The 21,561-nt window shown below is 61.8% G+C and carries 18 protein-coding genes; 6 read left to right on the forward strand and 12 right to left on the reverse strand.

Translation table 11 applies throughout. The features are described from left to right. Positions 1–2: 2 nt before the first annotated feature. Positions 3–1,418, forward strand: coding sequence for a Y-family DNA polymerase (locus tag ACEN8E_RS11655; protein WP_495592734.1), 1,416 nt, complete (start codon positions 3–5; stop codon positions 1,416–1,418). Further along, positions 1,394–4,492 carry an error-prone DNA polymerase gene (locus ACEN8E_RS11660; RefSeq protein WP_495592735.1) on the forward strand — a complete coding sequence of 1,033 codons (3,099 nt, stop codon included), beginning with the start codon at positions 1,394–1,396 and terminating at the stop codon, positions 4,490–4,492. Before ACEN8E_RS11655 ends, ACEN8E_RS11660 begins: the two co-directional genes overlap by 25 nt. Before the next feature lie 130 nt (positions 4,493–4,622). Here ACEN8E_RS11660 and ACEN8E_RS11665 read toward each other — a convergent pair whose 3' ends face one another. The 7 genes from ACEN8E_RS11665 to ACEN8E_RS11695 form a co-directional block, all read right to left on the reverse strand. Beyond that, positions 4,623–5,285: a flavin reductase family protein gene (locus ACEN8E_RS11665; protein ID WP_495592736.1), complete on the reverse strand. Its 663-nt coding sequence runs from the start codon at positions 5,283–5,285 to the stop codon at positions 4,623–4,625. Positions 5,286–5,297: 12 nt separating this feature from the next. Then, on the reverse strand, positions 5,298–6,785 hold the full coding sequence (locus tag ACEN8E_RS11670; protein ID WP_495592737.1) for an amidohydrolase family protein: 1,488 nt from the start codon (positions 6,783–6,785) through the stop codon (positions 5,298–5,300). Next, positions 6,782–7,978 carry an amidohydrolase family protein gene (locus tag ACEN8E_RS11675; RefSeq protein WP_495592738.1) on the reverse strand — a complete coding sequence of 399 codons (1,197 nt, stop codon included), beginning with the start codon at positions 7,976–7,978 and terminating at the stop codon, positions 6,782–6,784. Before ACEN8E_RS11675 ends, ACEN8E_RS11670 begins: the two co-directional genes overlap by 4 nt. Before the next feature lie 132 nt (positions 7,979–8,110). Next, a complete protein-coding gene (locus ACEN8E_RS11680) occupies positions 8,111–9,178 on the reverse strand; it encodes an extracellular solute-binding protein (RefSeq protein ID WP_495592739.1) in 1,068 nt (355 codons plus the stop codon). A gap of 17 nt (positions 9,179–9,195) precedes the next feature. Beyond that, positions 9,196–9,984 carry an ABC transporter permease gene (locus tag ACEN8E_RS11685; RefSeq protein ID WP_429371083.1) on the reverse strand — a complete coding sequence of 263 codons (789 nt, stop codon included), beginning with the start codon at positions 9,982–9,984 and terminating at the stop codon, positions 9,196–9,198. Further along, a complete protein-coding gene (locus tag ACEN8E_RS11690) occupies positions 9,981–10,898 on the reverse strand; it encodes an ABC transporter permease (RefSeq protein WP_495592740.1) in 918 nt (305 codons plus the stop codon). Before ACEN8E_RS11690 ends, ACEN8E_RS11685 begins: the two co-directional genes overlap by 4 nt. 1 nt (position 10,899) lies before the next feature. Beyond that, a complete protein-coding gene (locus ACEN8E_RS11695) occupies positions 10,900–11,985 on the reverse strand; it encodes an ABC transporter ATP-binding protein (protein ID WP_495592741.1) in 1,086 nt (361 codons plus the stop codon). Between the two features lie 140 nt (positions 11,986–12,125). Between ACEN8E_RS11695 and ACEN8E_RS11700 the strand changes: the two genes are divergently transcribed. From ACEN8E_RS11700 to ACEN8E_RS11710, 3 genes are all read left to right on the forward strand, one after another. Further along, a complete protein-coding gene (locus tag ACEN8E_RS11700) occupies positions 12,126–12,815 on the forward strand; it encodes a GntR family transcriptional regulator (protein WP_495592742.1) in 690 nt (229 codons plus the stop codon). 208 nt (positions 12,816–13,023) lie between these two features. Continuing rightward, positions 13,024–15,135, forward strand: a complete 2,112-nt coding sequence (locus ACEN8E_RS11705) for a hybrid sensor histidine kinase/response regulator (protein WP_495592743.1) — start codon at positions 13,024–13,026, stop codon at positions 15,133–15,135. Between the two features lie 224 nt (positions 15,136–15,359). Further along, positions 15,360–15,593, forward strand: a complete 234-nt coding sequence (locus ACEN8E_RS11710) for a hypothetical protein (RefSeq protein ID WP_495592744.1) — start codon at positions 15,360–15,362, stop codon at positions 15,591–15,593. A gap of 249 nt (positions 15,594–15,842) precedes the next feature. Here the strand turns inward: ACEN8E_RS11710 and ACEN8E_RS11715 are convergent, their stop codons facing one another. The 5 genes from ACEN8E_RS11715 to ACEN8E_RS11735 form a co-directional block, all read right to left on the reverse strand. Next, positions 15,843–16,922 (reverse strand): SMP-30/gluconolactonase/LRE family protein, encoded by a 1,080-nt coding sequence (locus ACEN8E_RS11715; RefSeq protein ID WP_495592745.1) that lies wholly within the window; start codon positions 16,920–16,922, stop codon positions 15,843–15,845. Further along, the gene (locus tag ACEN8E_RS11720; protein WP_495592746.1) at positions 16,919–18,064 is read right to left on the reverse strand and encodes an SRPBCC family protein; all 1,146 of its coding nucleotides are present in this window, start codon (positions 18,062–18,064) and stop codon (positions 16,919–16,921) included. The genes ACEN8E_RS11715 and ACEN8E_RS11720 overlap by 4 nt, the downstream gene beginning before the upstream one ends. Positions 18,065–18,170: 106 nt before the next feature. After that, entirely contained in the window at positions 18,171–19,034 is an 864-nt protein-coding gene (locus tag ACEN8E_RS11725; RefSeq protein ID WP_495592747.1) for a LysR family transcriptional regulator, read from the reverse strand. 151 nt (positions 19,035–19,185) lie between these two features. After that, positions 19,186–19,500, reverse strand: coding sequence for an SCP2 sterol-binding domain-containing protein (locus ACEN8E_RS11730; RefSeq protein ID WP_008015934.1), 315 nt, complete (start codon positions 19,498–19,500; stop codon positions 19,186–19,188). Positions 19,501–19,564: 64 nt separating this feature from the next. Beyond that, complete coding sequence (locus tag ACEN8E_RS11735; protein ID WP_495592748.1) at positions 19,565–20,275, reverse strand: histidine phosphatase family protein; 711 nt, start codon at positions 20,273–20,275, stop codon at positions 19,565–19,567. A gap of 201 nt (positions 20,276–20,476) precedes the next feature. Here ACEN8E_RS11735 and sohB point away from each other — a divergent pair, with 201 nt between their 5' ends. Further along, on the forward strand, positions 20,477–21,499 hold the full coding sequence (gene sohB / locus ACEN8E_RS11740) for a protease SohB (protein ID WP_495592749.1): 1,023 nt from the start codon (positions 20,477–20,479) through the stop codon (positions 21,497–21,499). The last annotated feature ends 62 nt before the right edge of the window (positions 21,500–21,561 follow it).

Here is a 21,561-nt window from a genome sequence, read left to right on the forward strand (position 1 = left end):
CCATGCGCTGGGTCTGCATTGTTTTCCCGCAATTGGCGCTGGACGCGGTACTGCGTCAGCGCGCCGATCCCGATGAACCCCTGGCGTTGCTGACCGGCCCGGCCCAGCGCCGGGTGCTGCAGGCGGTCAACGATGCGGCGCGGGCGCTGGGTTTGCGTCCCGGCCAGTCCATGAGCGCGGCACAGGCCTTGAGCAAAGGTTTTGTCACGGCTGAATACGACGCCGCCGACATCGAACACTGGCAGCAGTTTCTCGCCGCCTGGGCCTATCGCTTCAGTTCCCAGGTCAGCGTGCATTACCCCCGGGCCGTGGTGTTCGAGATCGAATCCAGTCTCGGCCTGTTCGGTGCCTGGCCGCAATTCGAAGCGCTTTTGCGTCGTGAACTCGTTGAGCTGGGGTTTCGGCACCGCATCGTGGCCGCGCCCAACCCGGTGGCGGCGCGGGTGTTGGCCAACGTCTATGACGGCCTGGTGGTGCCAGACGATCAAGCCCTGCAGCATCATCTGGGGCAAATGCCCGTCGACCGGATCGGTCTTGAAGCATCGGTTGCCACGGCCTTGTCGCGCATGGGCCTGCGCACCTTGAGTCAGGTGCAGGCGCTGCCCAGGCATAGCCTGGCCCGGCGTTTCGAGGTCCAGGTGCTCAAGCATCTGGATGCCCTGTCGGGTTTGCGGCGGCTGGCGCTGGCGTTTTACCTGCCTCCGGACCGTTTCGATGTGCGTATCGAGCTCAATTTCGATGTGCAGTCCCATCAAGCCTTGCTGTTTCCGTTGCGCCGGCTGACTGGCGACCTGTCGGCGTTCCTTTGCGGTCGCGACAGCGGAGTACAGCGTTTCGACCTGCATCTGGAGCATGCCGGTTTGCCGGACACGGTCATCAAGGTTGGCCTGCTCAGCGCCGAGCGCGATCCGGCGATGCTCTTCGAGCTGGCCCGGGGGCGGCTGGAGCACGTCCAGGTCGAGGCACCGGTGCGCGGCTTTCGCTTGCGCGCCGAGGATTTGCCGGCCTTCGTGCCCCAGCATCGGGAACTGTTCGACGATCGTCCGCAGCAGTCCTTGCCCTGGGAGCAACTGCGCGAACGCCTGCGTGCACGGCTGGGGGATGACGCGGTGCATGGCCTGGGTTTCCAGGCCGATCACCGCCCCGAGTGCGCGTGGCGGGTCAGTGCCGACAGTCAGCCTTGCGCGGTGCCGGCCGCCGTGAAACGGCCGGGCTGGCTGCTGACTGAACCCTTGGCCGTGCATCAGGGCTCGGCGCGCATCCTCATGGGGCCGGAGCGTATCGAGTCCGGCTGGTGGGACGGTGACGACGTGCGCCGTGACTATTACCTGATCGAAACCCGTGCCGGCCAACAGGGCTGGGCCTACCGGGCGGTCGGTGAGGATGGCCCGTTGTGGCTGCAGGGTTGGTTCGCATGAGCATCGAATATGCCGAATTGCACTGCCTGTCGAACTTCAGCTTCCAGCGCGGGGCCTCCAGTGCCCTCGAGCTGTTCCAGCGCGCGAAAAAACAGGGTTATCAAGCCCTGGCGATCACCGACGAATGCACCCTGGCGGGCATCGTTCGCGCCTGGCAAGCGGCGAAGTCGGTGGAGTTGCCGCTGATCATCGGCAGTGAAATACGCATCGAGAACGGTCCGAAACTGGTGCTGCTGGTGGAGAACCTCGAGGGGTATCAGGCGCTGTGCCGATTGATCACCCGCGCCCGGCGGCGCACGCAGAAAGGCCAGTATCAGGTGCTGCGCGAAGACTTCAGCGAACCGTTGCCGGGGCTGTTGGCGTTGTGGGTGCCGGACGCGGTGGATGACGTCGAGCAGGGCCGCTGGCTGAAGCAGGTTTTCGCCGAACGCCTGTGGCTGGCGGTGCAACTGCATCGCGGTCAGGACGATACCCGGCGTTTGAATAATCTGTTGACCCTGTCCAGGGAGCTGCGGATTCCCCCCGTGGCCAGCGGCGATGTGCACATGCACGCTCGCGGCCGGCGCGCCTTGCAGGACACCATGACGGCGATCCGTCACCACCTGCCGGTGGCCGATGCCGGGCTGCGCCTGCATTCCAATGGTGAGCGCCATCTGCGCAGCCTCGACGTGCTGCAGGCGCTTTATCCGCCAGAGTTGCTGGCAGAAACGCTGGCCATTGCCCGGCGCTGCACCTTTGATCTTGGTCAGTTGCGTTATCAATATCCCCGCGAACTGGTGCCGCAAGGGCACAGCGCGGAGTCCTGGCTGCGGGAGTTGACCGAGCGCGGCATTCGCGAACGATGGCCCGACGGTGCAAGCGACAAGGTTCGCGGGCTGATCGACAAGGAGCTCGGGCTGATCGCCGAGCTGGGGTACGAAAGCTATTTCCTGACTGTTCAGGACATTGTCGCCTTCGCCCGGCGCGAGAAGATTCTCTGTCAGGGACGAGGCTCGGCGGCCAACTCGGCGGTGTGTTTCGCCCTGGGCATCACCGAGATCGACCCCGAGCGAATGAACATGCTGTTTGAACGTTTTCTCTCCAGGGAGCGCAACGAGCCACCGGATATCGATGTGGACTTCGAGCACGAACGTCGGGAAGAAGTCTTGCAGTATGTGTTTCAGCGCTATGGTCGGACCCGCGCGGCACTGACGGCCGTGGTCAGTACTTACCATGCGGCCGGTGCGGTACGCGATGTGGCCAAGGCGTTGGGGCTGCCGCCAGACCAGATCAATGCCCTGGCCGATTGCTGTGGTCACTGGAGTGACGAAACGCCGCCCGTGGAACGCCTGCGTGAGGGCGGTTTCGACCCCGAAAGCCCGGTGCTGCGCCGGGTGTTGAGTTTGACGCAGCAACTGATCGGGTTCCCCCGGCACCTGTCGCAGCACCCCGGCGGCTTCGTCATTTCCGAGCAGCCGCTGGACCACCTGGTGCCGGTGGAAAACGCCGCGATGGCCGAACGCACGATCATTCAGTGGGACAAGGACGATCTGGACGCGGTCGGTCTGCTGAAGGTCGATATCCTCGCGCTGGGCATGCTCAGTGCAATACGCCGTTGCTTTGATCTGTTGCGCCGTCATCGCAATCTGGATTTGAGTCTGGCGACGGTCCCCTCTGAAGACTCGCAAACCTACGACATGATCGGCCGAGCCGACACCATCGGCGTGTTCCAGATCGAATCCCGGGCGCAAATGTCGATGCTGCCCAGGCTCAAGCCCCGCAAGTTCTATGACCTGGTGATCGAGGTGGCCATCGTGCGCCCCGGACCTATTCAGGGCGGCATGGTGCATCCGTACCTGCGGCGACGAAACAAGGAAGAGCTCGAAAGCTACCCCTCCGAAGAGTTGCGCGAGGTGTTGAAACGTACCCTTGGCGTTCCTCTGTTTCAGGAACAGGTGATGCAGATCGCCATCGTCGCCGCCGACTACAGCCCCGGCGAGGCCGATCAGCTGCGTCGCTCCATGGCCGCCTGGAAGCGCCATGGCGGGCTGGAACCGCACAAGGAACGGCTGGCCGCCGGCATGAAGAAAAAGGGCTACACGGCGGAATTCGCCGCGCAGATCTTCGAGCAGATCAAGGGCTTTGGCAGCTACGGTTTTCCCGAGTCCCACGCGGCCAGTTTCGCCTTGCTGACTTACGCCAGTTGCTGGCTGAAATGCCACGAGCCGGCGGCCTTCGCCTGTGCGCTGATCAACAGTTGGCCCATGGGCTTCTACAGCCCGGACCAGATTCTGCAGGACGTTCGCCGTCATCATTTGCAGGTTCGCCCGGTGGACGTGCGCGCCAGTGACTGGGATTGCAGCCTGGAACCGGTCAGCGGCGCGCAACCGGCGATTCGCCTGGGCATGCGCATGATCAAGGGCTTTCGTGAGGACGATGCGCGGCGCATCGAGGCGGCTCGCTCGCAAGGCGCGTTTGCCGACATCGCCGACCTCGGCGAACGGGCGCGACTCGATGCCCGCGCCCGGGAGCAACTGGCCGATGCCGGCGCGTTGCGTGGCCTGGCCGGCGACCGGCACCGGGCACGCTGGGAAGTGGCCGGGGTAGAAAAGCAGCTGGGTTTGTTTGCCGGCCTGCCGAGCCGGGAGGAGGACGCGGTGTCGTTGCCCAAACCCACAGTGGGCGAAGACCTGCAAGCCGATTACGCCAGTGTCGGCACCACCCTCGGGCCGCATCCGCTGGCCCTGTTGCGCAGTGAGTTGAAGGCGCGGCGCTGCCGCAGTTCGCAGGAGTTGCTGGACGTCGAGCACGGTCGGCCGGTCAGCGTCGCCGGGCTGGTCACCGGCCGACAACGCCCGGCCACTGCCAGCGGCGTGACGTTTGTCACCCTTGAGGACGAGTTCGGCAACGTCAACGTGGTGGTCTGGCGTGACCTGGCCGAGCGGCAGCGCCGGGTGCTGGTCGGCTCGCAGTTGCTCAAGGTCGATGGCCGCTGGGAGAAGGAGGGCGAGGTGCGACACCTGATTGCCGGGCGCTTGAGTGATTTGAGCCCGCTACTGGATGGCATCACTGTGCGTAGCCGGGACTTTCACTGACCACGCGCCCCCCTGTAGGAGCGAGCTTGCTCGCGATGAACCTGAGAGCGCCGCGGGGTGTCAGGTTACTCGCGGTATCGTTGACGACCATCGCGAGCAGGCTCGCTCCTACAGGTTTATGTGTAAATTGCTACTTGCCCAGCGGCCAAAACCGCTCCCCACCCCCCGGCGCTTCCGTCCATGCCTGCAACGACCGTGTCGGCAAGTCGAAGTAATCCCGCGTGCGCGCATAGCCATGCCCACCCATGCGCCCAATCGCATCCAGCCCCAATTGATCGATGTACAGGGTCTTCGGATCGATCAGTTCATCGCGCACATGGGCCATCAGCACTTCACCAAAGATGATCTCCCGGGACTGGCCGATGGACAGCGCCATCATCCGCCGGCACTCCAGCGCCACCGGGGCTTCACCGATGCGCGGGCATTTGACCGTGGTGCCGGGGATGGCGGTGAGGCCGGCGGCGGTCAATTCGTCGAAGCCGGGGGCGAAGGGCACGGCGCAGACGTTCATGGCCTCCACCAGTGCATCGCTGACGATGTTGACGGTGAATTCCTGGTTCATCTGGATGTTGCGCGTGGTGTCCTTGGGGCTTTGGTCGCCGTAGTTTTCCACGCCCAGGGCGAGGATGGGCGGGTCGGCTGACAGCGCATTGAAGAAGCTGAACGGTGCCGCGTTGACCCGGCCTTCGCCGTCGACGGTGGTGACCAGGGCAATCGGCCGTGGCACGACGCTGCCGATCAGAATCTTGTATTTGTCCCGTGGGCTCAGTTGGCTGAAGTCGAAGCTTTGCATAGGCAGGATTCTCTAAAAAAGGGGATCGATCGCGCTCAGTGGCGCCTGTGCGCTGTAGTCGTCGGCGAACGGGATGGCTGGCTGGAACAGGCTTTTCCAGTCCGGTTGGCCAAAGGCCCGGTCGCTGTGGCTGCGCATCAGTTTTTCGAATTGGCGTTGGGCCTGGCGTTGCAGGGCGGGGTAGTCGACGCCCTTGACCTGGCCGTCCTGCATCACGCAGCGGCCGTCGATGTAGCTGGCGATGCAGTCGTCACCGCGACCGGCCAGCATTAGATTTTTCAGCGGATCGAATAGCGGTCCCAGGTGCATTGCGCGCAGGTTGAACACGGTGATGTCGGCCTTGCACCCCGGTGCCAGACGTCCGAGATCGTCGCGGCCCAAAGCCGTGGCGCCGCCGAGTGTCGCGGCGTTGTACAGGTCCAGCGTGCTGGTCAGGTCATTACCACCCTCCATCAGGCGGGCGATGTTCAAGCCCTGGCGCATGTTGTCCAGCAAGTCCGCCGGCCAGGTGTCGGTGCCCAGGGCGAAGTTGATGCCCTTGGCCCGATAGCGTCCGAACGAGTTCAGCGCCTCGCCATCCCGGGCGAATACCACCGGGCAATGCACCAGGCTGGCGCCTCCGTCCACGACTCGCTGCAAGTCGTCATCACCGTGGGTGTAGATGCCGTGGGGCAGCAGGCTGCGTGGGTTCAAGAGCCCAAGCTGCTGCAACCAGCCCAACGGCGAGGCACCGCGCAGTTGCTCGACCATCGCCACTTCGCCCAGGCCCTGACAGCAATGCAAACGCATCGGTGCGTTCAACTCGCGGCTCAGCGCAGCGGTGCGTTGCAACAGCGCCGGGGTGCAAGTCTGGATGCGGTCCGGCAGCAGCGCCCCGCGAATCAGGCCGGCATTCGCGCCGTCGAAATCGCGGAAAAACCGTTCAGCCGCATCCAGTCCCGCCATGCCCCGGGCTTCGTCCCAGTGGTGGGCCAGCGTGCCGTCGGCCTGCCAGTAACTCATGCCGCTCATGTAGCAAGGGCCGAGGTAAGTGCGCAGCCCCAACTCGGCCGCCACATCGGCTACCGCCGCAAACTCGTCGTAGGTCTCGGCCCACTCGCGGTAATACATCGAGGTGATCGGCATGGCCGTGGTGATGCCGTTGCGGATCAGTTGCGTGAAGGCGTAGCGGTATTTGAAGACTTCTTCTTCGGGGCTGTAACTTTCCCGCGATCCACGCGCCAGATACTGCGCCGACCACATCCGGCCCATGTCGCGCTCGTCGCCGTTGTCCAGGGTCAGCACCGTGGAATCGAGATCGCCGAGGGCATCCAGGTCGATGAAGCCGGGGCCGATCAGCGCATTGCCGTAATCAATCCACTGATCTACCGGGCCCGGATAACCGCGCCCGACAAACTCGATGCGCGAGCCTGCGAACACCACTTCGCCGTCGCGCCACAGCACATGCCGTGTACCGTCGAAGCCAACCACGCAACTGGCCCGCAAGCCGATGCGCTTCACAGACGGCTTTCCAGCAAGCGGCCACCCGCAGCAATCAACTGGCCCGCGCGATAGACCTGACGCAGCGGCCGCGAAACCACCGCCTCACCCAGTGTTTGCACCGGCATCAGCAGGAAGTCCGCCGGCTGGCCGATCGCCAGGCGATTGGCTTCGCAACCCAGTGCCAGGGCGCCGTTGACGGTGGCCGCCTCGAACGCCGCCGCCAGTTCTGCGTCCTTGCCCAGGTCGAAGCGGAAGGCAAGCAGCATCGCCCGTTCCAGCATGTCGCCGTTGCCCATGGGCGACCAGGCATCACGAATGCCGTCGGAGCCCAGGCACACATTCACGCCGGTTTCGCGCAGGGCCAGGAATGGCGGCACCGCGCAATCGGCCGGGGCCGAACTCATCAGCGAAATACCCAGTGTCGCCAGGCGCTCGGCTACCGGTTTGACCTGGCTCCACGGCAACATCCCCAGGCAGTACGCATGGCTGATCATCACCCGACCCTGGCGAGCGAAACGCTCGGTGTAGTCGGCAATCAGCGCGATCTGCCACAGGCCCAGCTCACCCTTGTCGTGCAGGTGAATATCGATGCCACGGTCGAATTCGCTGGCGAGCTTGAATACGAAATCCAGTTGCGCAACCGGATCGTTATCGATGCCGCACGGGTCCAGCCCGCCGACGTTCTCCACGCCCAGGGCCATGGCTTCGCGCATCAGTTCGGCGGTGCCGGGGCGACTGATCAGGCCGGTTTGCGGGAACACCACCAGTTGCAGGTCGATCAGGTCGAGGTAGGCTTCGCGTAGCTGTTGCATGGCCTCGACATGCCGCAGGCCGAACTCCGGGTCGATGTCGACGTGGCAACGCATGGTCAGCGAACCACGGGCGATGCAGTTTTCCAGCAGGGCGCCGGCCCGTTGGGCAATCGGTGTGGTGACTTCGCGCAGGATGCGCCGTTCGTTGGCAATGTAGTCCTTGAGGGTCGGGCCGGCGCTGTTTGGGCGCCATGGCTGGCCCCAGAGGGTCTTGTCCAGGTGCACGTGGCTTTCCACCAGTGCGGGAGTGAGCAACTGGTTCTGGCCGTCGATGTCGGTGGCCGACGGGGCTTCGTTCGAAGCGGGACGGCGTTGGCTGAACCGGCCGTTTTCGATCAGCAGGTCTTCGGCGGGGGCGCCGTAGGGGCGCACGTTGCGTAGCCAGCGGGGGTGGGTCATTGCATACCTCATGCTTTGTGTTGTCAGGGCAGGCCTCTTCGCGAGCAGGCTCGCTCCCACATTGAGTTTGCGGTGCTCACAAAACCCTTGTGGGAGCGAGCCTGCTCGCGAAGGCCGCGACTCGGTTTTGGATCAGCCCTTGAGCTTCGCCCAGATACGGTCTTGCAGCTCACGCGCCTTGTTGCTGCATTCCTTTTCCGGGCGCAGGCGCGAGGCGAATTCGTCGGGCATGTTGATGGCGTCCATGACTCGCCATTTGGCGTCGATCAGCTTGTCGCTCTGGATGCCGTTGGCGTAGGCGATGGCGTTGGACACGGCGGCGGCGTTTTCCGGTTTCATCATCCAGTCGATGAAGATCTTCGCGTTGCCGGGGTGCGGCGCGCTTTTCGGCACGGCGAAGTTGTCCTGGAACATCGCCACGCCTTCTTTCGGATACACGTACTTGATGGTGCTCTTCTGCAGGGTGGCCCGCGCTGTAGAACCGTTCCAGTTCTGCATCATGATCACTTCACCGCTGGCCATGCGGTCGACGGTGTTGTCCGAGCTGTACATCTTCAGGAATGGTTTCTGCTTTTGCAGCAGTTCGAGGATGCGCTTGGCGTCCTGCGGGTTTTCGCTGCATTCGTCGACATTCAGGTAGTGGCTGGCGGCGTTGATCACGCTGCTGGAAGTGTCGAGGGCGGCGAGTTGGCCTTGCAGCTCCTTGCGCGGCTCGAAGAACTCTTTCCACGAGTCGTCGAGTTTGCCGCCGGGCACCCGTGCGCTGTCATAGGAGAACCCGGTGGTGCCCCACAGGTACGGTGCCGAGAATTTGCGGCCGGGGTCGAAGCCCGGGTCGCGGAACGCCGGTTTGACGTACTGAAAGTTGGGCAGGGTCGAGGCGTCGATCTCCAGTAGCAGGTTCTGGTTGATCAGGGTGCGCATGATCGATTGCGACGGCACGATCACGTCATAGGCCGCGCCGCCGGCCTGCAATTTGGCCAGCAGGGTTTCGTTGCTGTCGTAGCCGTCCATGGTGACCTTGATGCCGGTCTCCTTTTCGAACTTGGCCAGCAGGTCGACCGGGTAGTAGTCGGTCCAGTTGTAGAAAAACAGTTCCTTGGGCTCGGCGGCCTGGGCGCTGAGCGCCGTGAACGCGGTGAAGCAACTCAAGGCCAGACCGGCAACGGCGAAACTCATGCTTTTCACTTTCTTGCTCATAAAAGAAGTCTCCAGGCTTATTGTTGTTTACCGCGCTGTCCCAGCCAGAAGGCCAGCACCACCAGCACGATGGATATCACCAGCATCAGGGTCGAGATCGCGTTGATCTCCGGCGTCACGCCGGCCTTGATGGCTGAGAAGATGTACACCGGCAGGGTCGTCGAACCCGGCCCGGCGACGAAGAAGGTCATGATGAAATCGTCGAGGCTGACCACGAAGGCCAGTACCGAACCGGACAGCACCGCCGGCCACAGCAGCGGCAAGGTCACCCGGCGAAACACCTGCCAGGGGTTGGCGTACAGGTCGTTCGCCGCTTCCAGCAGGCTCTTGTCCAGGTCGTTGAGCCGCGCGCGGATCGGCAGGTAGGCGAAGGGAATGCAGAAGCCGATGTGGGCGATGATCACCGTCAGCAAACCGAGCTTGATCCCCAGTGCCATGAACAGCAGCAGGGTGGCCACGGCGGTGACGATCTCCGGCAGGATCAGCGGCAGGTTGATCCCGCCCTCGACCATTTTCTGCCCGTAGAACGGCCGGTAAGTCGCCAGCGCCGCGAGCAATGCAATCGCCGTGGCGCACACCGTGGCGATGCCGGCGACGATGATCGAGTTCAGCGCGGCGGTCTGGATCGACGGGTTGGCCAGGATGCGCCCGTACCAGTCCAGCGAGAACTCGGTCCACACCGTGGCCGAACGGTTGGCGTTGAAGCTGTAGGCGATCAACACGAAAATCGGCAGGTACAGATAGGCCAGCATCAACAGGCTGACTTCACGGGTCAGCGGCAGTTTCTTCAGGTGCAGGGCGATCATGCTTGGGCTCCCGGGCGGTGGGACTTGGCGGCATTGCGGCTATAGAGGGCGTAGAGCACCAGGGACAGCAACATGATCCCCAGCAACAGGAACGACAGCGAGCTGCCCAGCGGCCAGTTGCGCGCGGTGCCGAACTGCTGCTGGATCAGGTTGCCGATCATCAGCGTCTTGCCGCCGCCGAGGATCGCCGGGGTAATGAAGGCGCCCAGGCTTGGCACGAACACCAGCAACGCACCGGCAATCACCCCGGGCATCGACAGCGGCAGGATGATCCGGCGCAGCGCGTGCCAGCGGTTGGCGCCCAGGTCATAGGCCGCCTCCACCAGGCGCCAGTCGAGTTTCTCAAGGGTCGAATAGATCGGCAGAATCATGAACGGCAGGAAGCTGTAGACCAGCCCGACGCTGACCGCGAAGTCGTTGTAGAGCAGGGTGATGCCGCCGGCCTGTGGCAACAGCGCGTTGAGGCTCTGGGCGACCCAGCCTTGTTCACGCAGGATGATCAGCCACGCGTAGTTGCGGATCAGCAGGTTGGTCCAGAACGGGATGGTGATCAGCAACACCATCAGGTTGCGTCGCCGGGGTGTGAGGCTCGACATCCACAACGCCACCGGGAAGCCGAACAGGAAACACAGGACCGTGGTACCGCCGGCCTGGAATACCGAACGGATCAGTGCCTGGGCGTAGACCCAATTGAGCTCAAGCTCACCGTCGAAACCTTCCTGGAAAAACAGCTGCACATAACTTTGCAATTGCCAGTTGGCCTGCCAGTCGACGCCACCATAGACGTTGCGTGGCAACAGGCTGATATAGCCCATGATGCCCAGTGGAATGGCGATCAGGGCCAGCAGGGTCAGGACTACCGGGCTGAGCAACAGCGCGCGGTTGAGGGCCGGGGAAGTGCTGCTGACGCTCATCTCAAGCCTCCATCAACAGGCAGGCATGGGGCGGCAGGTTGACCGCGACGCGATCACCCACCACCCGCCCGTGGCTCAGGCCTTCGTTGTTTTCGCGCAGCATGACCTTGATGTCGTTGTTCAGGCGGCATTGGTAGAGCGTGGCGGTGCCGACATACAGCACGGCTTCGATCACACCGCGCAGGTGATGGGGCTGCGTCGGCTCGACCAGTTGCGAGCGCTCGGGGCGGAACGCCAGTTGCACCTTGCTGCCGTCAAAGCCCTGGGCCGGGCAGGGGATTTCCACTGGCATGCCGCTGGGCACAAAGAGCTTTTCGTTCTGCTGGCCGCGCTTGAGGTGGCCGGGGAGGAAGTTGATATCGCCGATGAATTGCGCGACGAACTGGTGCAGCGGGCGCTCGTAGATTTCATTGGGCGTGCCGATTTGCAGGATTTTGCCGGCGGACATCACGGCAATGCGATCGGACAGGGTCAGCGCTTCTTCCTGATCGTGGGTGACAAAAATGAAGGTGATCCCGGCTTCTTTCTGCACGCGCTTGAGTTCGACCTGCATTTCCTTGCGCAGCTTGAGGTCCAGGGCCGACAGCGGTTCATCCAGCAACAGCACTTTCGGTTTCGGCGCCAGAGCCCGGGCCAGAGCCACCCGTTGCTGTTGGCCGCCGGACAGTTCGGCGGGTTTGCGCTTGGCCAGGTGCTGCATTTGCACCAGCGCGAGCATCTCGTCGACCCGCTGCGGAATCAGTTTGCGATCAAGGCCCTGCATCTCGAGGCCGAAGGCGATATTCTGCGCAACACTCATGTGCGGAAACAGTGCGTAACTCTGGAACACCGTGTTGACCCGACGCTTGAACGGCGGCAAGTCATTGACCGGCTCGCCGGCAAGGCGAATTTCGCCGTCGCTGACATGTTCGAAGCCGGCAATGGTGCGCAACAGGGTGGTCTTGCCACAGCCGGAAGGGCCAAGCAGGGTGAAGAATTCATTGTCGGCAATGTCCACCGATACATTATCGAGGGCGGGTGCAAGCCCCGGATCGTCGGAATAGCGTTTGGAGACGTTTCGCACTTCAATTGCAACTGGATGACCCATAATGGTGCATTCCTCTAATTATTGTATGCAAAATCTGGATGCAATTTAGAAATACCCGGATTAACCTGCTCGTGCAAGCCCCTTTTTCAATGGCCGTTCATTCGCCAGGGTTGTTTGCACAGGGCCGAAGGAGTTGATGAATGACGGAAAAGAAACTGGAAACCACGGTCGACCGCGTCTACCAAGGGGTTTACGAGGCGATCAGCAAGCGTTCGCTGCGTCCGGGAATGAAGCTGGGCGAAGCCTCGCTGGCCGAGTTGTTCAATGTCAGCCGTACGTCTGTCCGGGCCGCGCTCAAGCAATTGGAAGCCGATGGACTGGTCACCACCGAGCCCAATAAAGGTGCATCGGTGTCGTTGCCCAGTGACGAGGAGATCCGCTCGCTGTTCGAAACCCGGCGTCTGGTCGAGATCGGTATCGTCAGTGAACTGTGCCGTCGCCGCGATACGGCGGTGACCCGGGACTTGCGCGATCACTTGCTGCTGGAGGATGAGGCGCATCGAAGCGGTGATCACGAGCGGCTGATTCACCTGCTCGGCGAGTTCCACATCAAACTGGCCCGCAGCCTGAACAACCCGGTGCTGCTCGACTGGTTCCAGAAGCTGATTTCCCGGGCGTCGCTGTATGCCGCCGCACTGGATGACGACAGCCATGAAGCCTGCCGCGACGATGAACACCTGCGGCTGATCGAGTACATCGAAGCAGGCAACCAGAGCGCGGCCATCGAGCTGACCTGCATGCATCTGAATGGCATCGAGAAAGCCATTCTGGATGTCGCGGCTACGTTGAAAACCAGCTACAACCCGCTCAAGCATTTGATAGAGGTGTAATCGCAAATCAACCTGTGGGAGCGAGCCCGCTCGCGAACAGGCCAGTACATTCGACATTGAGGGTGACTGACATTGCCCCTTCGCGAGCAGGCTCGCTCCCACAGTGGACCTCCAGTGGTCCGCAAGAATCAGCTATACCTCTATGAAACGAATAGCGTCCAGAATGCTCGAAACAAACGGGTGCAATTTACCGGGATTGGGCCAGTCGATGGAGTTTCTAGCGGATAGCCACGGGTGTGCCGGATGGAACGGCGAAATGGCCGAGCGCATTCGTGCGTTCGACTGGCGCCTGACTGAACTTGGCCCACTCGACTCATGGTCGAAAAGCCTGAGCAGTGCGGTGCAGTTGATGCTCGCCTCGTCGTTGCCGATGGTGATGCTCTGGGGGCAGTCGGGGTACATGATCTACAACGACGCTTACTCGAAGTTTGCCGGTGGACGCCATCCGTACCTGCTGGGGTCTACGGTCGAACTGGGCTGGCCCGAAGTCGCTGAATTCAATCGCCACGTGGTGGATACCTGCCTGGCGGGTGGCACCTTGTCCTATCGCAACAAAGTCCTGGTACTGCTGCGCGACGGCATTCCCGAGGATGTCTGGCTCGACCTTTATTACAGCCCGGTAGCCGACGATGACGGTCGCCCGGCCGGGGTCATGGCCATGGTGGTGGAAACCACCGAATGGGTGATATCCGAACGTCGGCGACAGGCGGCCGAAGACGCCTATCACGCCGACAATGAACGGGTACGGCTGGCGCTGAACGCCGGTGCCTTGCTCGGCTCCTTCGTCTGGGATGTCAAGACCAACGTGTTGTCGGGTGATGAGCGCTTCGCCCGCACGTTTTCCTATCCACCCGCGCAAGACTTGCAAAACCTGTCCAAGGACATCGCTGAAAGCCGGATCCATCCGGATGATCGCGCCTGGGTTCAGGAGCGCATCACACTGTCGGTCAATACCGGCGAACCCTACAACGTCGAGTACCGGATCCAGCGCCCCGATGGCAGTTACCTCTGGGTACTCGCCAGCGGCTGTTGCGAGTTCGATGAGCAAGGCGAGGCGTTTCGTTTCCCCGGCGTGCTGATCGATATTCACGAACGCAAGACCGCCGAAGAATCCCTGCTCAAGTTCACCCGCAATCTGGAACAACGGGTGGCCGATGAAGTCGAGGCGCGTCTGGCGGCGGAAGAACAATTGCGCCAGTCACAGAAACTCGAAGCCATTGGCGGCCTCACTGGCGGCGTGGCCCATGACTTCAACAACCTGTTGCAAGTGATTGCCGGCAATCTGCACCTGCTGGCGCGCCATGAGCCGGGTAACGCCAATGTGCAGCGCCGGGTCGCGGCGTCGATTGCCGCCGTCGAGCGCGGTGCCAAGTTGTCCTCGCAGTTGCTTGCCTTCGCTCGTCGCCAACCGTTGTCGCCCGCGGTCTTCACGCTGCGGCAGATTTTCGATGGCCTGGCGGAGCTGTTGCTGCGTGCCTTGGGTGAATCCCTTCAGGTTCACATGACGGCACCCGAAGACTCCTGGAATGTGTTTGTCGATCGCAATCAACTGGAAAACGCCATTCTCAATCTGGCGATCAATGCCCGTGACGCCCTTCAAGGCGAGGGCCGGATTGACCTGTGCGCAGAAAACGTCACCCTCGATCGCAAGTTTTGCGCCGCAAAGGGCATTGCCGCCGGGGACTATGTACGGGTGTCCGTGGCGGATACCGGCGTCGGCATGCCGCCGCAGGTGCTGGCCCAGGCGTTCGAACCGTTCTTCACTACCAAGGCCGACGGGCAGGGCACCGGGCTGGGATTGAGCATGGTGTTTGGTTTCGTCAAACAGAGTGGCGGTCATATCGAAATCGCCAGCGACGTCGGGCAGGGCACCCGGGTGCAGTTGTACTTCCCGCGCACCTTGCGCGCCGCACCCAGCGAAACGCTGACCCCTGAAGTGCCGCAGCGGGGCGGGCACGAACGCATCCTGGTGGTTGAAGACAATGAGGCGGTGCGGGTGTCGGTGGTGGAGTTGTTGCGCGAAGAGGGCTATCAGATCCTCACGGCCACCAACGGTGACGTCGCCATGCAAATGTTGCTGGAAGGGCTGGCGGTGGACCTGATCTTCACCGACGTGGTCATGCCCGGCCTGATCAAGAGTTCGGACCTGGCCGCCTGGGCGAAAGTGCAGGAGCCTCCCGTTGCCGTGCTGTTCACCTCGGGGCATACCCGCGACATCATTTCGCGCAATCACCAGCTCAGCCCTGACACCCACCTGCTGAGCAAACCCTACAATCCTGAGGCGCTCAGGAAAATGGTGCGCACGGTGCTTAACGGCTGACAAAAACAGCTAATTCCCCACGCGGATTTCAAAAGGTGCTCGAGTGATCGTCAACCGGCGGAGGCGTTAGCGCAGGCGAAGGTTTTAGCGCCTTTGCGACAGGACGACGAACGGACACCACTGGTCTGACAGGTGGTCGACAGAACGGGCCAACCGAGGCCATTCTGATAGTTGGTGAACGCAATCAATCGCGCTTGCTACCGATTAACAAACGGAGGTGTTCCATGCCGGTGTCCCATGACCTTTATCAGGATCTGAAACGCTCAAAGGAAGAAATCCAGCAGAAACGCACCAAGGATCCGTTACTGGATTCACTGCTTAACAAGTATTCCCTGGCGGATGCCGAAGTGGTGAAAGCAGAGGAGGCCAAATCCAACGATGACATGGTGACGAAGCTCAAGGCGAAACGCCTGGAGGTCAAGGACAAGATCGTCAGGCAACTTGACTCATCGTCCTGATCCAAGCTGGAACGGCAACCAGAACCGGCACCTCAAATGCCCGGAGACCGATGTTACGGCTCTCGACGAGGTGCCTCATGACCCCGCCCGAATATCCCGGTGAACTGAACTCCGCTCCCTTGTAGGAGCGAGCTCGCTCGCGATGGTCGTCAACGATAACGCGTGCTGTCTGATTGATCGCGTTGTTCAGACGTTTTTCGCGAGCAAGCTCGCTCCTACAGGGGGAGTGAAATCAGAGGCGGCGCTTGCTCATTGCAATGCCTTGCTCAACGGCAACCGCACCATGTTCTGCGCTTTCAGTGAACCGAAATACAGCCAGTCCCCATACTCGCGCACCGTGGTGATGGGGGAGTAGTTGTCGCTGCTGCCATCCTGCAAGTTGGCGATCACTTTGCCTTCAAGGTCCAGGCCCAGGGCAAACCCGCGTTTTTCCACGGGTTTGGGCAAGACGGTCATGGCTCGCACGATCATCTTGCGCACGAACGGATGCGCCGCCGTGCCATCGAGCAAGGCGCTTCGGGGGGCATACAGCGCCACCCAGAACCGGTCGTGGCCATTGAACGACAGGTTGTCCGGCAGCCCCGGCAGGTTGTCGATAAACAGGTCATGGGTGCCGGCCTTGGGGCCGCTGAGCCAGTAACGGCTGATACGGTAGGCGCCGGTTTCATTGACCAGCACGTAGGCATCGTCCGGCCCCAGGGTCACGCCGTTGGCAAACTCCAGCTTGTCCAGCACAACCGACGTTTTGCCGGTCTGGAAGTCATAACGCAGCAGACGCCCGTCGCCGCCGTGTTCGAGCACGGCCTCACCGTCGTGGCCATAGCCGAAGCGGCTCGAAGCATCGCTGAAATAGGCGTAGTGACCCGGTTTGTCGATAACCACATCGTCGGTAAAGCCGAAGGGAACGCCGCCGGCTTCTGTGGTCAGGGCTACCAGGCGGCCCTGGGCGTCGAGTGACAACAAGCCTTTGACGGCATCGGCGATCACCAGCAGGCCATTGGGATGCCGGGCCAGGCCCAGTGGCCGGCCACCGGTGTCGGTCAGGACTTTGGTGGTCTTGCCGTCCAGGCTGGTGCGGATCAGGCGACCGTCGTGCAGCCCGGTTATGAGCATGTCGTTTTCCAGCAACAAGGCTTCCGGCCCGTCGATGTCGGCGGCACCGACGCGTTCCACGCCCTTGAGCCGCTGGTTGTCTGCGTAGATGCCGCTGGTGAGGGAAGGCGCGGGTTGTGGCGCCCAGGCCACCGGTCGCACCCTGGTTGGCATCAGCAGCAGGAAAGCGCCGATGACGACAATGACCAGCAACAGACATTTGAAGAATCTGCTCACGCGCTGACCCCTGTCGCCGCCAGGTATTTCTGCGCCGTGTCGCGCAGTGCCTGCATCGATGCCGCCGATTCCCGATCGATGCGTCGCTGGAGCAACAACCGGTTGGCAATCCGCATCGCGAGATCGCTGAATTGATATTCCAGGGTCCGGACGAAACGTGTGTCCTGGCCTGTGGCATCGCATTCATAGGTCACCACCAGCGACAGACCATGATCACCCCGGGCCCGGGCGCTCCAGCGCCGTCCGGGCAGGTACTCCGCCACCTCCCAGCTCAAGTGCCCGTCGCGGCCACCGGCGCGGATGTCCTCTTCGAAACGTGCGCCGGCATGCAACGGGCCTTTTGGCCCATCGATATGCAGCGACGAAGGATGCCATTGCGGCCAAAGGGTCACGGTACTGGCGTAGGCCAGAACATCTATCGGGTGTCCGGCAATGACAATCTGATGCTGCATGCGGGTCATGGGCGTTCTCGGCGGGTTGAGCGGCACAGGTTCAGGTTCCCAATAGAGGGTGCCGAACAGGTAGTCCATCAGCGGGAAAACGATGTTGAAATTACGCTTCTGCATCAGTTCGCGGCGGTGATGCAGCTCATGCAGCCGGCGCATCTGGCGGATCCACGGCAATCGCGTGAGCGGGTTGCGCGGCGGCAGGTGCTCGCAGGCATGGAACACTTCATAAGCCAGGTAACCGAGGACAAGAACGCCTCCGACCAATCCGGCAACGTTCGCATCCAATGGCTTGAGCAGCCACCAGAGGGGCAGGGCGACAGTGAGGGTGTGCAGCACGATCAGCCATGCCGGAAACAGAATCACCCGCCAGTCGCGGGCGCTGTCGTAGGTCATGTGGCCAGGGGTGAAAAAGCTGTGGTGGTCGCCAGCGTGACGGGCATAAAACAGCCGGGCGAAACTCTTTTTATGATGCCCCAGGTGGCGATGCACCATGTACACGCCGAAGTTGAACAACAGCAGCGTGACGGGCACCGCCAGCCATTGTGCCGGACTGACCTGATGGACGTTGCTCCAGAAAATGCTGATCGCCAGTGCCCCGAACGCCAGCACAAAAGCGCCGTGCAGCCAGGGGTTGTAAAGCGGATGAATGTCGGCGCGGTAACGGCTGCGGAATCCTTCGGTGGTCTGCCTCACTGCAATCACCTGTCGTTATTGTTATCTCCTGAAGATTAGTCGATTCGGACGGTCTGGCGGGCCGAACCTTGAGGACACAACGGCCATGATCCGGTGCAAACCGTTGTCAGGTCAGTGGGTCCCAGCGCTGTGACCAGTCTTCGTCGGAATCGATGACCTCGCGCAGCAGGTCGAAGGCGTGTTGCAGGGTTGGCGAGTCGCGGTCGCGGGAATAGACCAGGTAGGTCGGATAACTGAATTCCGGAGCCTTGGGCACCAGTTCCAGCACACCGCTTTCCAGGTAGCGCTGTACCACGCGGGTGCGGAAATAGCCGCTACCGCCGTTTTCGAGAATGTACTGCAAGCCCAACGGACCAAGGTTGAAGGTCAGTGCAGCCTTGGCTTTTTCCGGCAGGGCGGCGTCATGCTGGCGGCGAAAGCCCGCGCCCCAATCGATGTACACGTAAGGCTCGGGTCGTTCGGCTGAACGCACGAGGATGAGTTTTTCTTCAAGAATCTGCTCGACCTGCAAACGCGGCCAATACTCGGGCTGATACACCAGTGCGGCATCCAGTACGCCCAATTCCAGTTGGCGCAGCAGGTTTTCACCATCACGGATTTCCATGCGCAAGGCGTGACTGGGGATCTTTTCGCGGATTTCACCGGCCCAACCGAGCATCAGCGGGTTGCACAGGCTGACCTCGCCACCGATATGCAGCACATCGCGATAACCCTCGGGCAACGGCAAATCACGCCGTGCGGCTTCCCAGGTTTGCACCAGTTGATTGGCGTACACCACGAAGGCTTCACCGTTAGGCGTCAGTCGGGCTCCGGCGCGGTTGCGCACGAACAGGGTGCTGCCCAGTTGGCTCTCGAGTTTTTGCACCCGCGCGGTGATCGCGGTCTGGGTGACATGGAGCTTCTCGGCAGCCGCGGCCAGGCTGCCATGGCGGACGATTTCGAGGAAGGTACGGGCGAGGTCGATGTCCATGGGGCGGCCGGTGTGGAAAGTGTTCGTATTGTAGGAGTGGGGGCCGGCAATCGGTACCCCGATTTTCGAAGGGCAAAAACGACGAATCCCGCCACGAGGGGCGGGATTCGTTTGCGGCCTTGCACGTTCCCGAAGATCGGGAACCGGGTGCTTAGGACGGGAACAGCTCGGACAGTTTCATGGCCAGCATCATGTCGCCTTCAGCGCGCAGTTTGCCGCCCATGAACGCTTGCATGCCGTCGGTCGAACCGTCGACGATGCCTTCCAGGGTTTCGCCGTCCATCACCAGGGTCACCTGGGCGTCCGGGTTCTCGCCTTCCTGCAGTTCGCAGGTGCTGTCCTTGACGATCAGCGAGAAGTTCTTGGTGTCGTCGATGCGGAAACCGAAGACCAGGTCCAGACCGGCAGCAGCGGCTGGGTTGAACTTGGCTTTCATTGCTTGTACGGCATCAGCTACGGAGGTCATGGTTCGATCCTTTCTTGGGTATTAAGAGCTGGTTGATTACAGCCAGGGTCACAATAGTCCGGACTCAGCGAAACGTGATGAGTTCCGGGGCCTTCAACAGTTGCAGGTGCGCATGACTGTTGAAGGAAGCCAGGGCCACCTCGCGACCACGAAACTTGAGTTGGTTGAGCGAGGTGTTGACGATTTGCCAGTTCAATTCAAAGGCCTGCCGGGCAGGCATTTGCGTAATCAGGTGGAGCAGGGCGGTGATGGTGCCGCCGGACGTGAACACGGCGATTTTCTGGGTGTTGTCGGCCTGGTCGAGGATGCGGTGCAAGCCGGCCTGTACGCGCTCGACAAACCCCAGCCAGCTTTCCAGGCCCGGTGTGTCGTAGGTGCCGGCGAGCCAGCGCTCGATGATCAGGGCGAAGATACGCTGGAACTCACCGCGGTTTTGCGCGGCGTTTCGCAAGATGTGCAACGCTTCGGGTTCATCCGGCAGCATGGCCGGCAACAACGCGCGGATCACCGCATCGGCGTCGAATTCGTTGAAGGCGGCGTCGGTTTCCAGGAGCGGCACGGGCAGGCCCACCGCGGCGAACTGTTCCAGCGCGCTGTTGGCCGTGTGCTGCTGGCGGCGCAAGTCCCCCGCCAGGCAGCGGTCGAAGCTGATCCCGAGTTCGGCCAGGTGCCGACCAAGGATTTCAGCCTGACGAATGCCGGTCGGCGACAAGACGTCGTAGTCGTCTGCACCAAAGGAGGCCTGGCCATGTCGAATCAAATAGATGCTGCCCACGTCCGCGTCATCCCGGTACGTTGAAGGTTTGGCGAGGTTATGAGGATGGCGGTGAGCTGTCAATGAAAAAACATACGCTTGTTTGAAATGCCCGTTACAGGCCTGTTGCCAGAAGTTGTGCGACTGGTCGCAAGGCCGGCGCATGGGTATGCTGGAGGCATCCCGCGCGAATTTGAGCCGCGCATCGCTTGAGGAGTCCCTGTGGAGTTTTTTTCCGAGTACGCCATTTTTCTGGCCAAGACCGTGACCCTGGTGATCGCCATTCTGGTGGTCCTGGCCAGTTTTGCAGCCTTGCGCAGCAAAGGGCGGCGCAAGTCGTCCGGCCAGTTGCAGGTCAGCAAGCTCAATGATTTCTACAAAGGGCTGCGCGAACGCCTGGAGCAAACCTTGCTCGACAAGGACCAGCTCAAGGCCCTGCGCAAGACCCAGGCTAAGACCGACAAGAAACAGAAGAAAAAAACCGAGGCCAAACCCCGGGTGTTCGTGCTGGATTTCAACGGCGATATCAAGGCTTCGGCCACCGAAAGCCTGCGCCACGAAATCACCGCCTTGCTGACCCTCGCCACGCCGAAGGACGAAGTGGTGCTGCGCCTGGAAAGCGGCGGCGGCATGGTTCACAGCTACGGCCTGGCTTCCTCGCAACTGGCGCGTATCCGCGAAGCCGGCGTGCCCTTGACCGTGTGCATCGACAAGGTCGCGGCCAGCGGCGGCTACATGATGGCGTGCATCGGCCAGAAGATCATCAGTGCACCGTTCGCGATCCTCGGCTCGATTGGCGTGGTGGCGCAGTTGCCCAACGTCAATCGCTTGCTGAAAAAGCACGACATCGACTTCGAAGTGCTGACCGCCGGTGAGTACAAACGCACCCTGACCGTGTTTGGCGAAAACACCGAGAAGGGGCGGGAGAAGTTCCAGCAGGACCTGGACATCACCCATCAACTGTTCAAGAACTTCGTGTCACGCTATCGCCCGCAACTGGCGATCGATGAAGTGGCCACCGGGGAAATCTGGCTCGGCGTTGCGGCGCTGGACAAACACCTGGTCGACGAACTCAAGACCAGCGATGAATATCTCTCGGAGCGTGCCAGCAAGTCCGAGCTCTATCACTTGCATTACGCCGAACGCAAAAGCCTGCCGGAGCGCATTGGCATGGCCGCCAGCGGTTCGGTCGACCGCCTATTGCTGAATTGGTGGAGCCGTTTGACCCAGCAACGCTTCTGGTAAAAATCGACAAGAATGAAGCCGCAGCGTTTGCTGCGGTTTTTTTTGCCTGCTGTTCTTGGCTG

The organism is Pseudomonas sp. Pseusp9 (assembly GCF_059491265.1).

Excerpts from the sequence above, each read along its gene's own strand:
- ACEN8E_RS11690 (WP_495592740.1), bottom strand. The coding sequence starts at position 10,898 with ATGAGCGTCAGCAGCACTTCCCCGGCCCTCAACCGCGCGCTGTTGCTC.
- ACEN8E_RS11695 (WP_495592741.1), bottom strand. The coding sequence starts at position 11,985 with ATGGGTCATCCAGTTGCAATTGAAGTGCGAAACGTCTCCAAACGCTAT.
- ACEN8E_RS11705 (WP_495592743.1), top strand. The coding sequence starts at position 13,024 with ATGGAGTTTCTAGCGGATAGCCACGGGTGTGCCGGATGGAACGGCGAA.
- ACEN8E_RS11730 (WP_008015934.1), bottom strand. The coding sequence starts at position 19,500 with ATGACCTCCGTAGCTGATGCCGTACAAGCAATGAAAGCCAAGTTCAAC.
- ACEN8E_RS11665 (WP_495592736.1), bottom strand. The coding sequence starts at position 5,285 with ATGCAAAGCTTCGACTTCAGCCAACTGAGCCCACGGGACAAATACAAG.
- ACEN8E_RS11655 (WP_495592734.1), top strand. The coding sequence starts at position 3 with ATGCGCTGGGTCTGCATTGTTTTCCCGCAATTGGCGCTGGACGCGGTA.
- ACEN8E_RS11710 (WP_495592744.1), top strand. The coding sequence starts at position 15,360 with ATGCCGGTGTCCCATGACCTTTATCAGGATCTGAAACGCTCAAAGGAA.
- ACEN8E_RS11680 (WP_495592739.1), bottom strand. The coding sequence starts at position 9,178 with ATGAGCAAGAAAGTGAAAAGCATGAGTTTCGCCGTTGCCGGTCTGGCC.
- ACEN8E_RS11675 (WP_495592738.1), bottom strand. The coding sequence starts at position 7,978 with ATGACCCACCCCCGCTGGCTACGCAACGTGCGCCCCTACGGCGCCCCC.
- ACEN8E_RS11700 (WP_495592742.1), top strand. The coding sequence starts at position 12,126 with ATGACGGAAAAGAAACTGGAAACCACGGTCGACCGCGTCTACCAAGGG.
- ACEN8E_RS11725 (WP_495592747.1), bottom strand. The coding sequence starts at position 19,034 with ATGGACATCGACCTCGCCCGTACCTTCCTCGAAATCGTCCGCCATGGC.
- ACEN8E_RS11685 (WP_429371083.1), bottom strand. The coding sequence starts at position 9,984 with ATGATCGCCCTGCACCTGAAGAAACTGCCGCTGACCCGTGAAGTCAGC.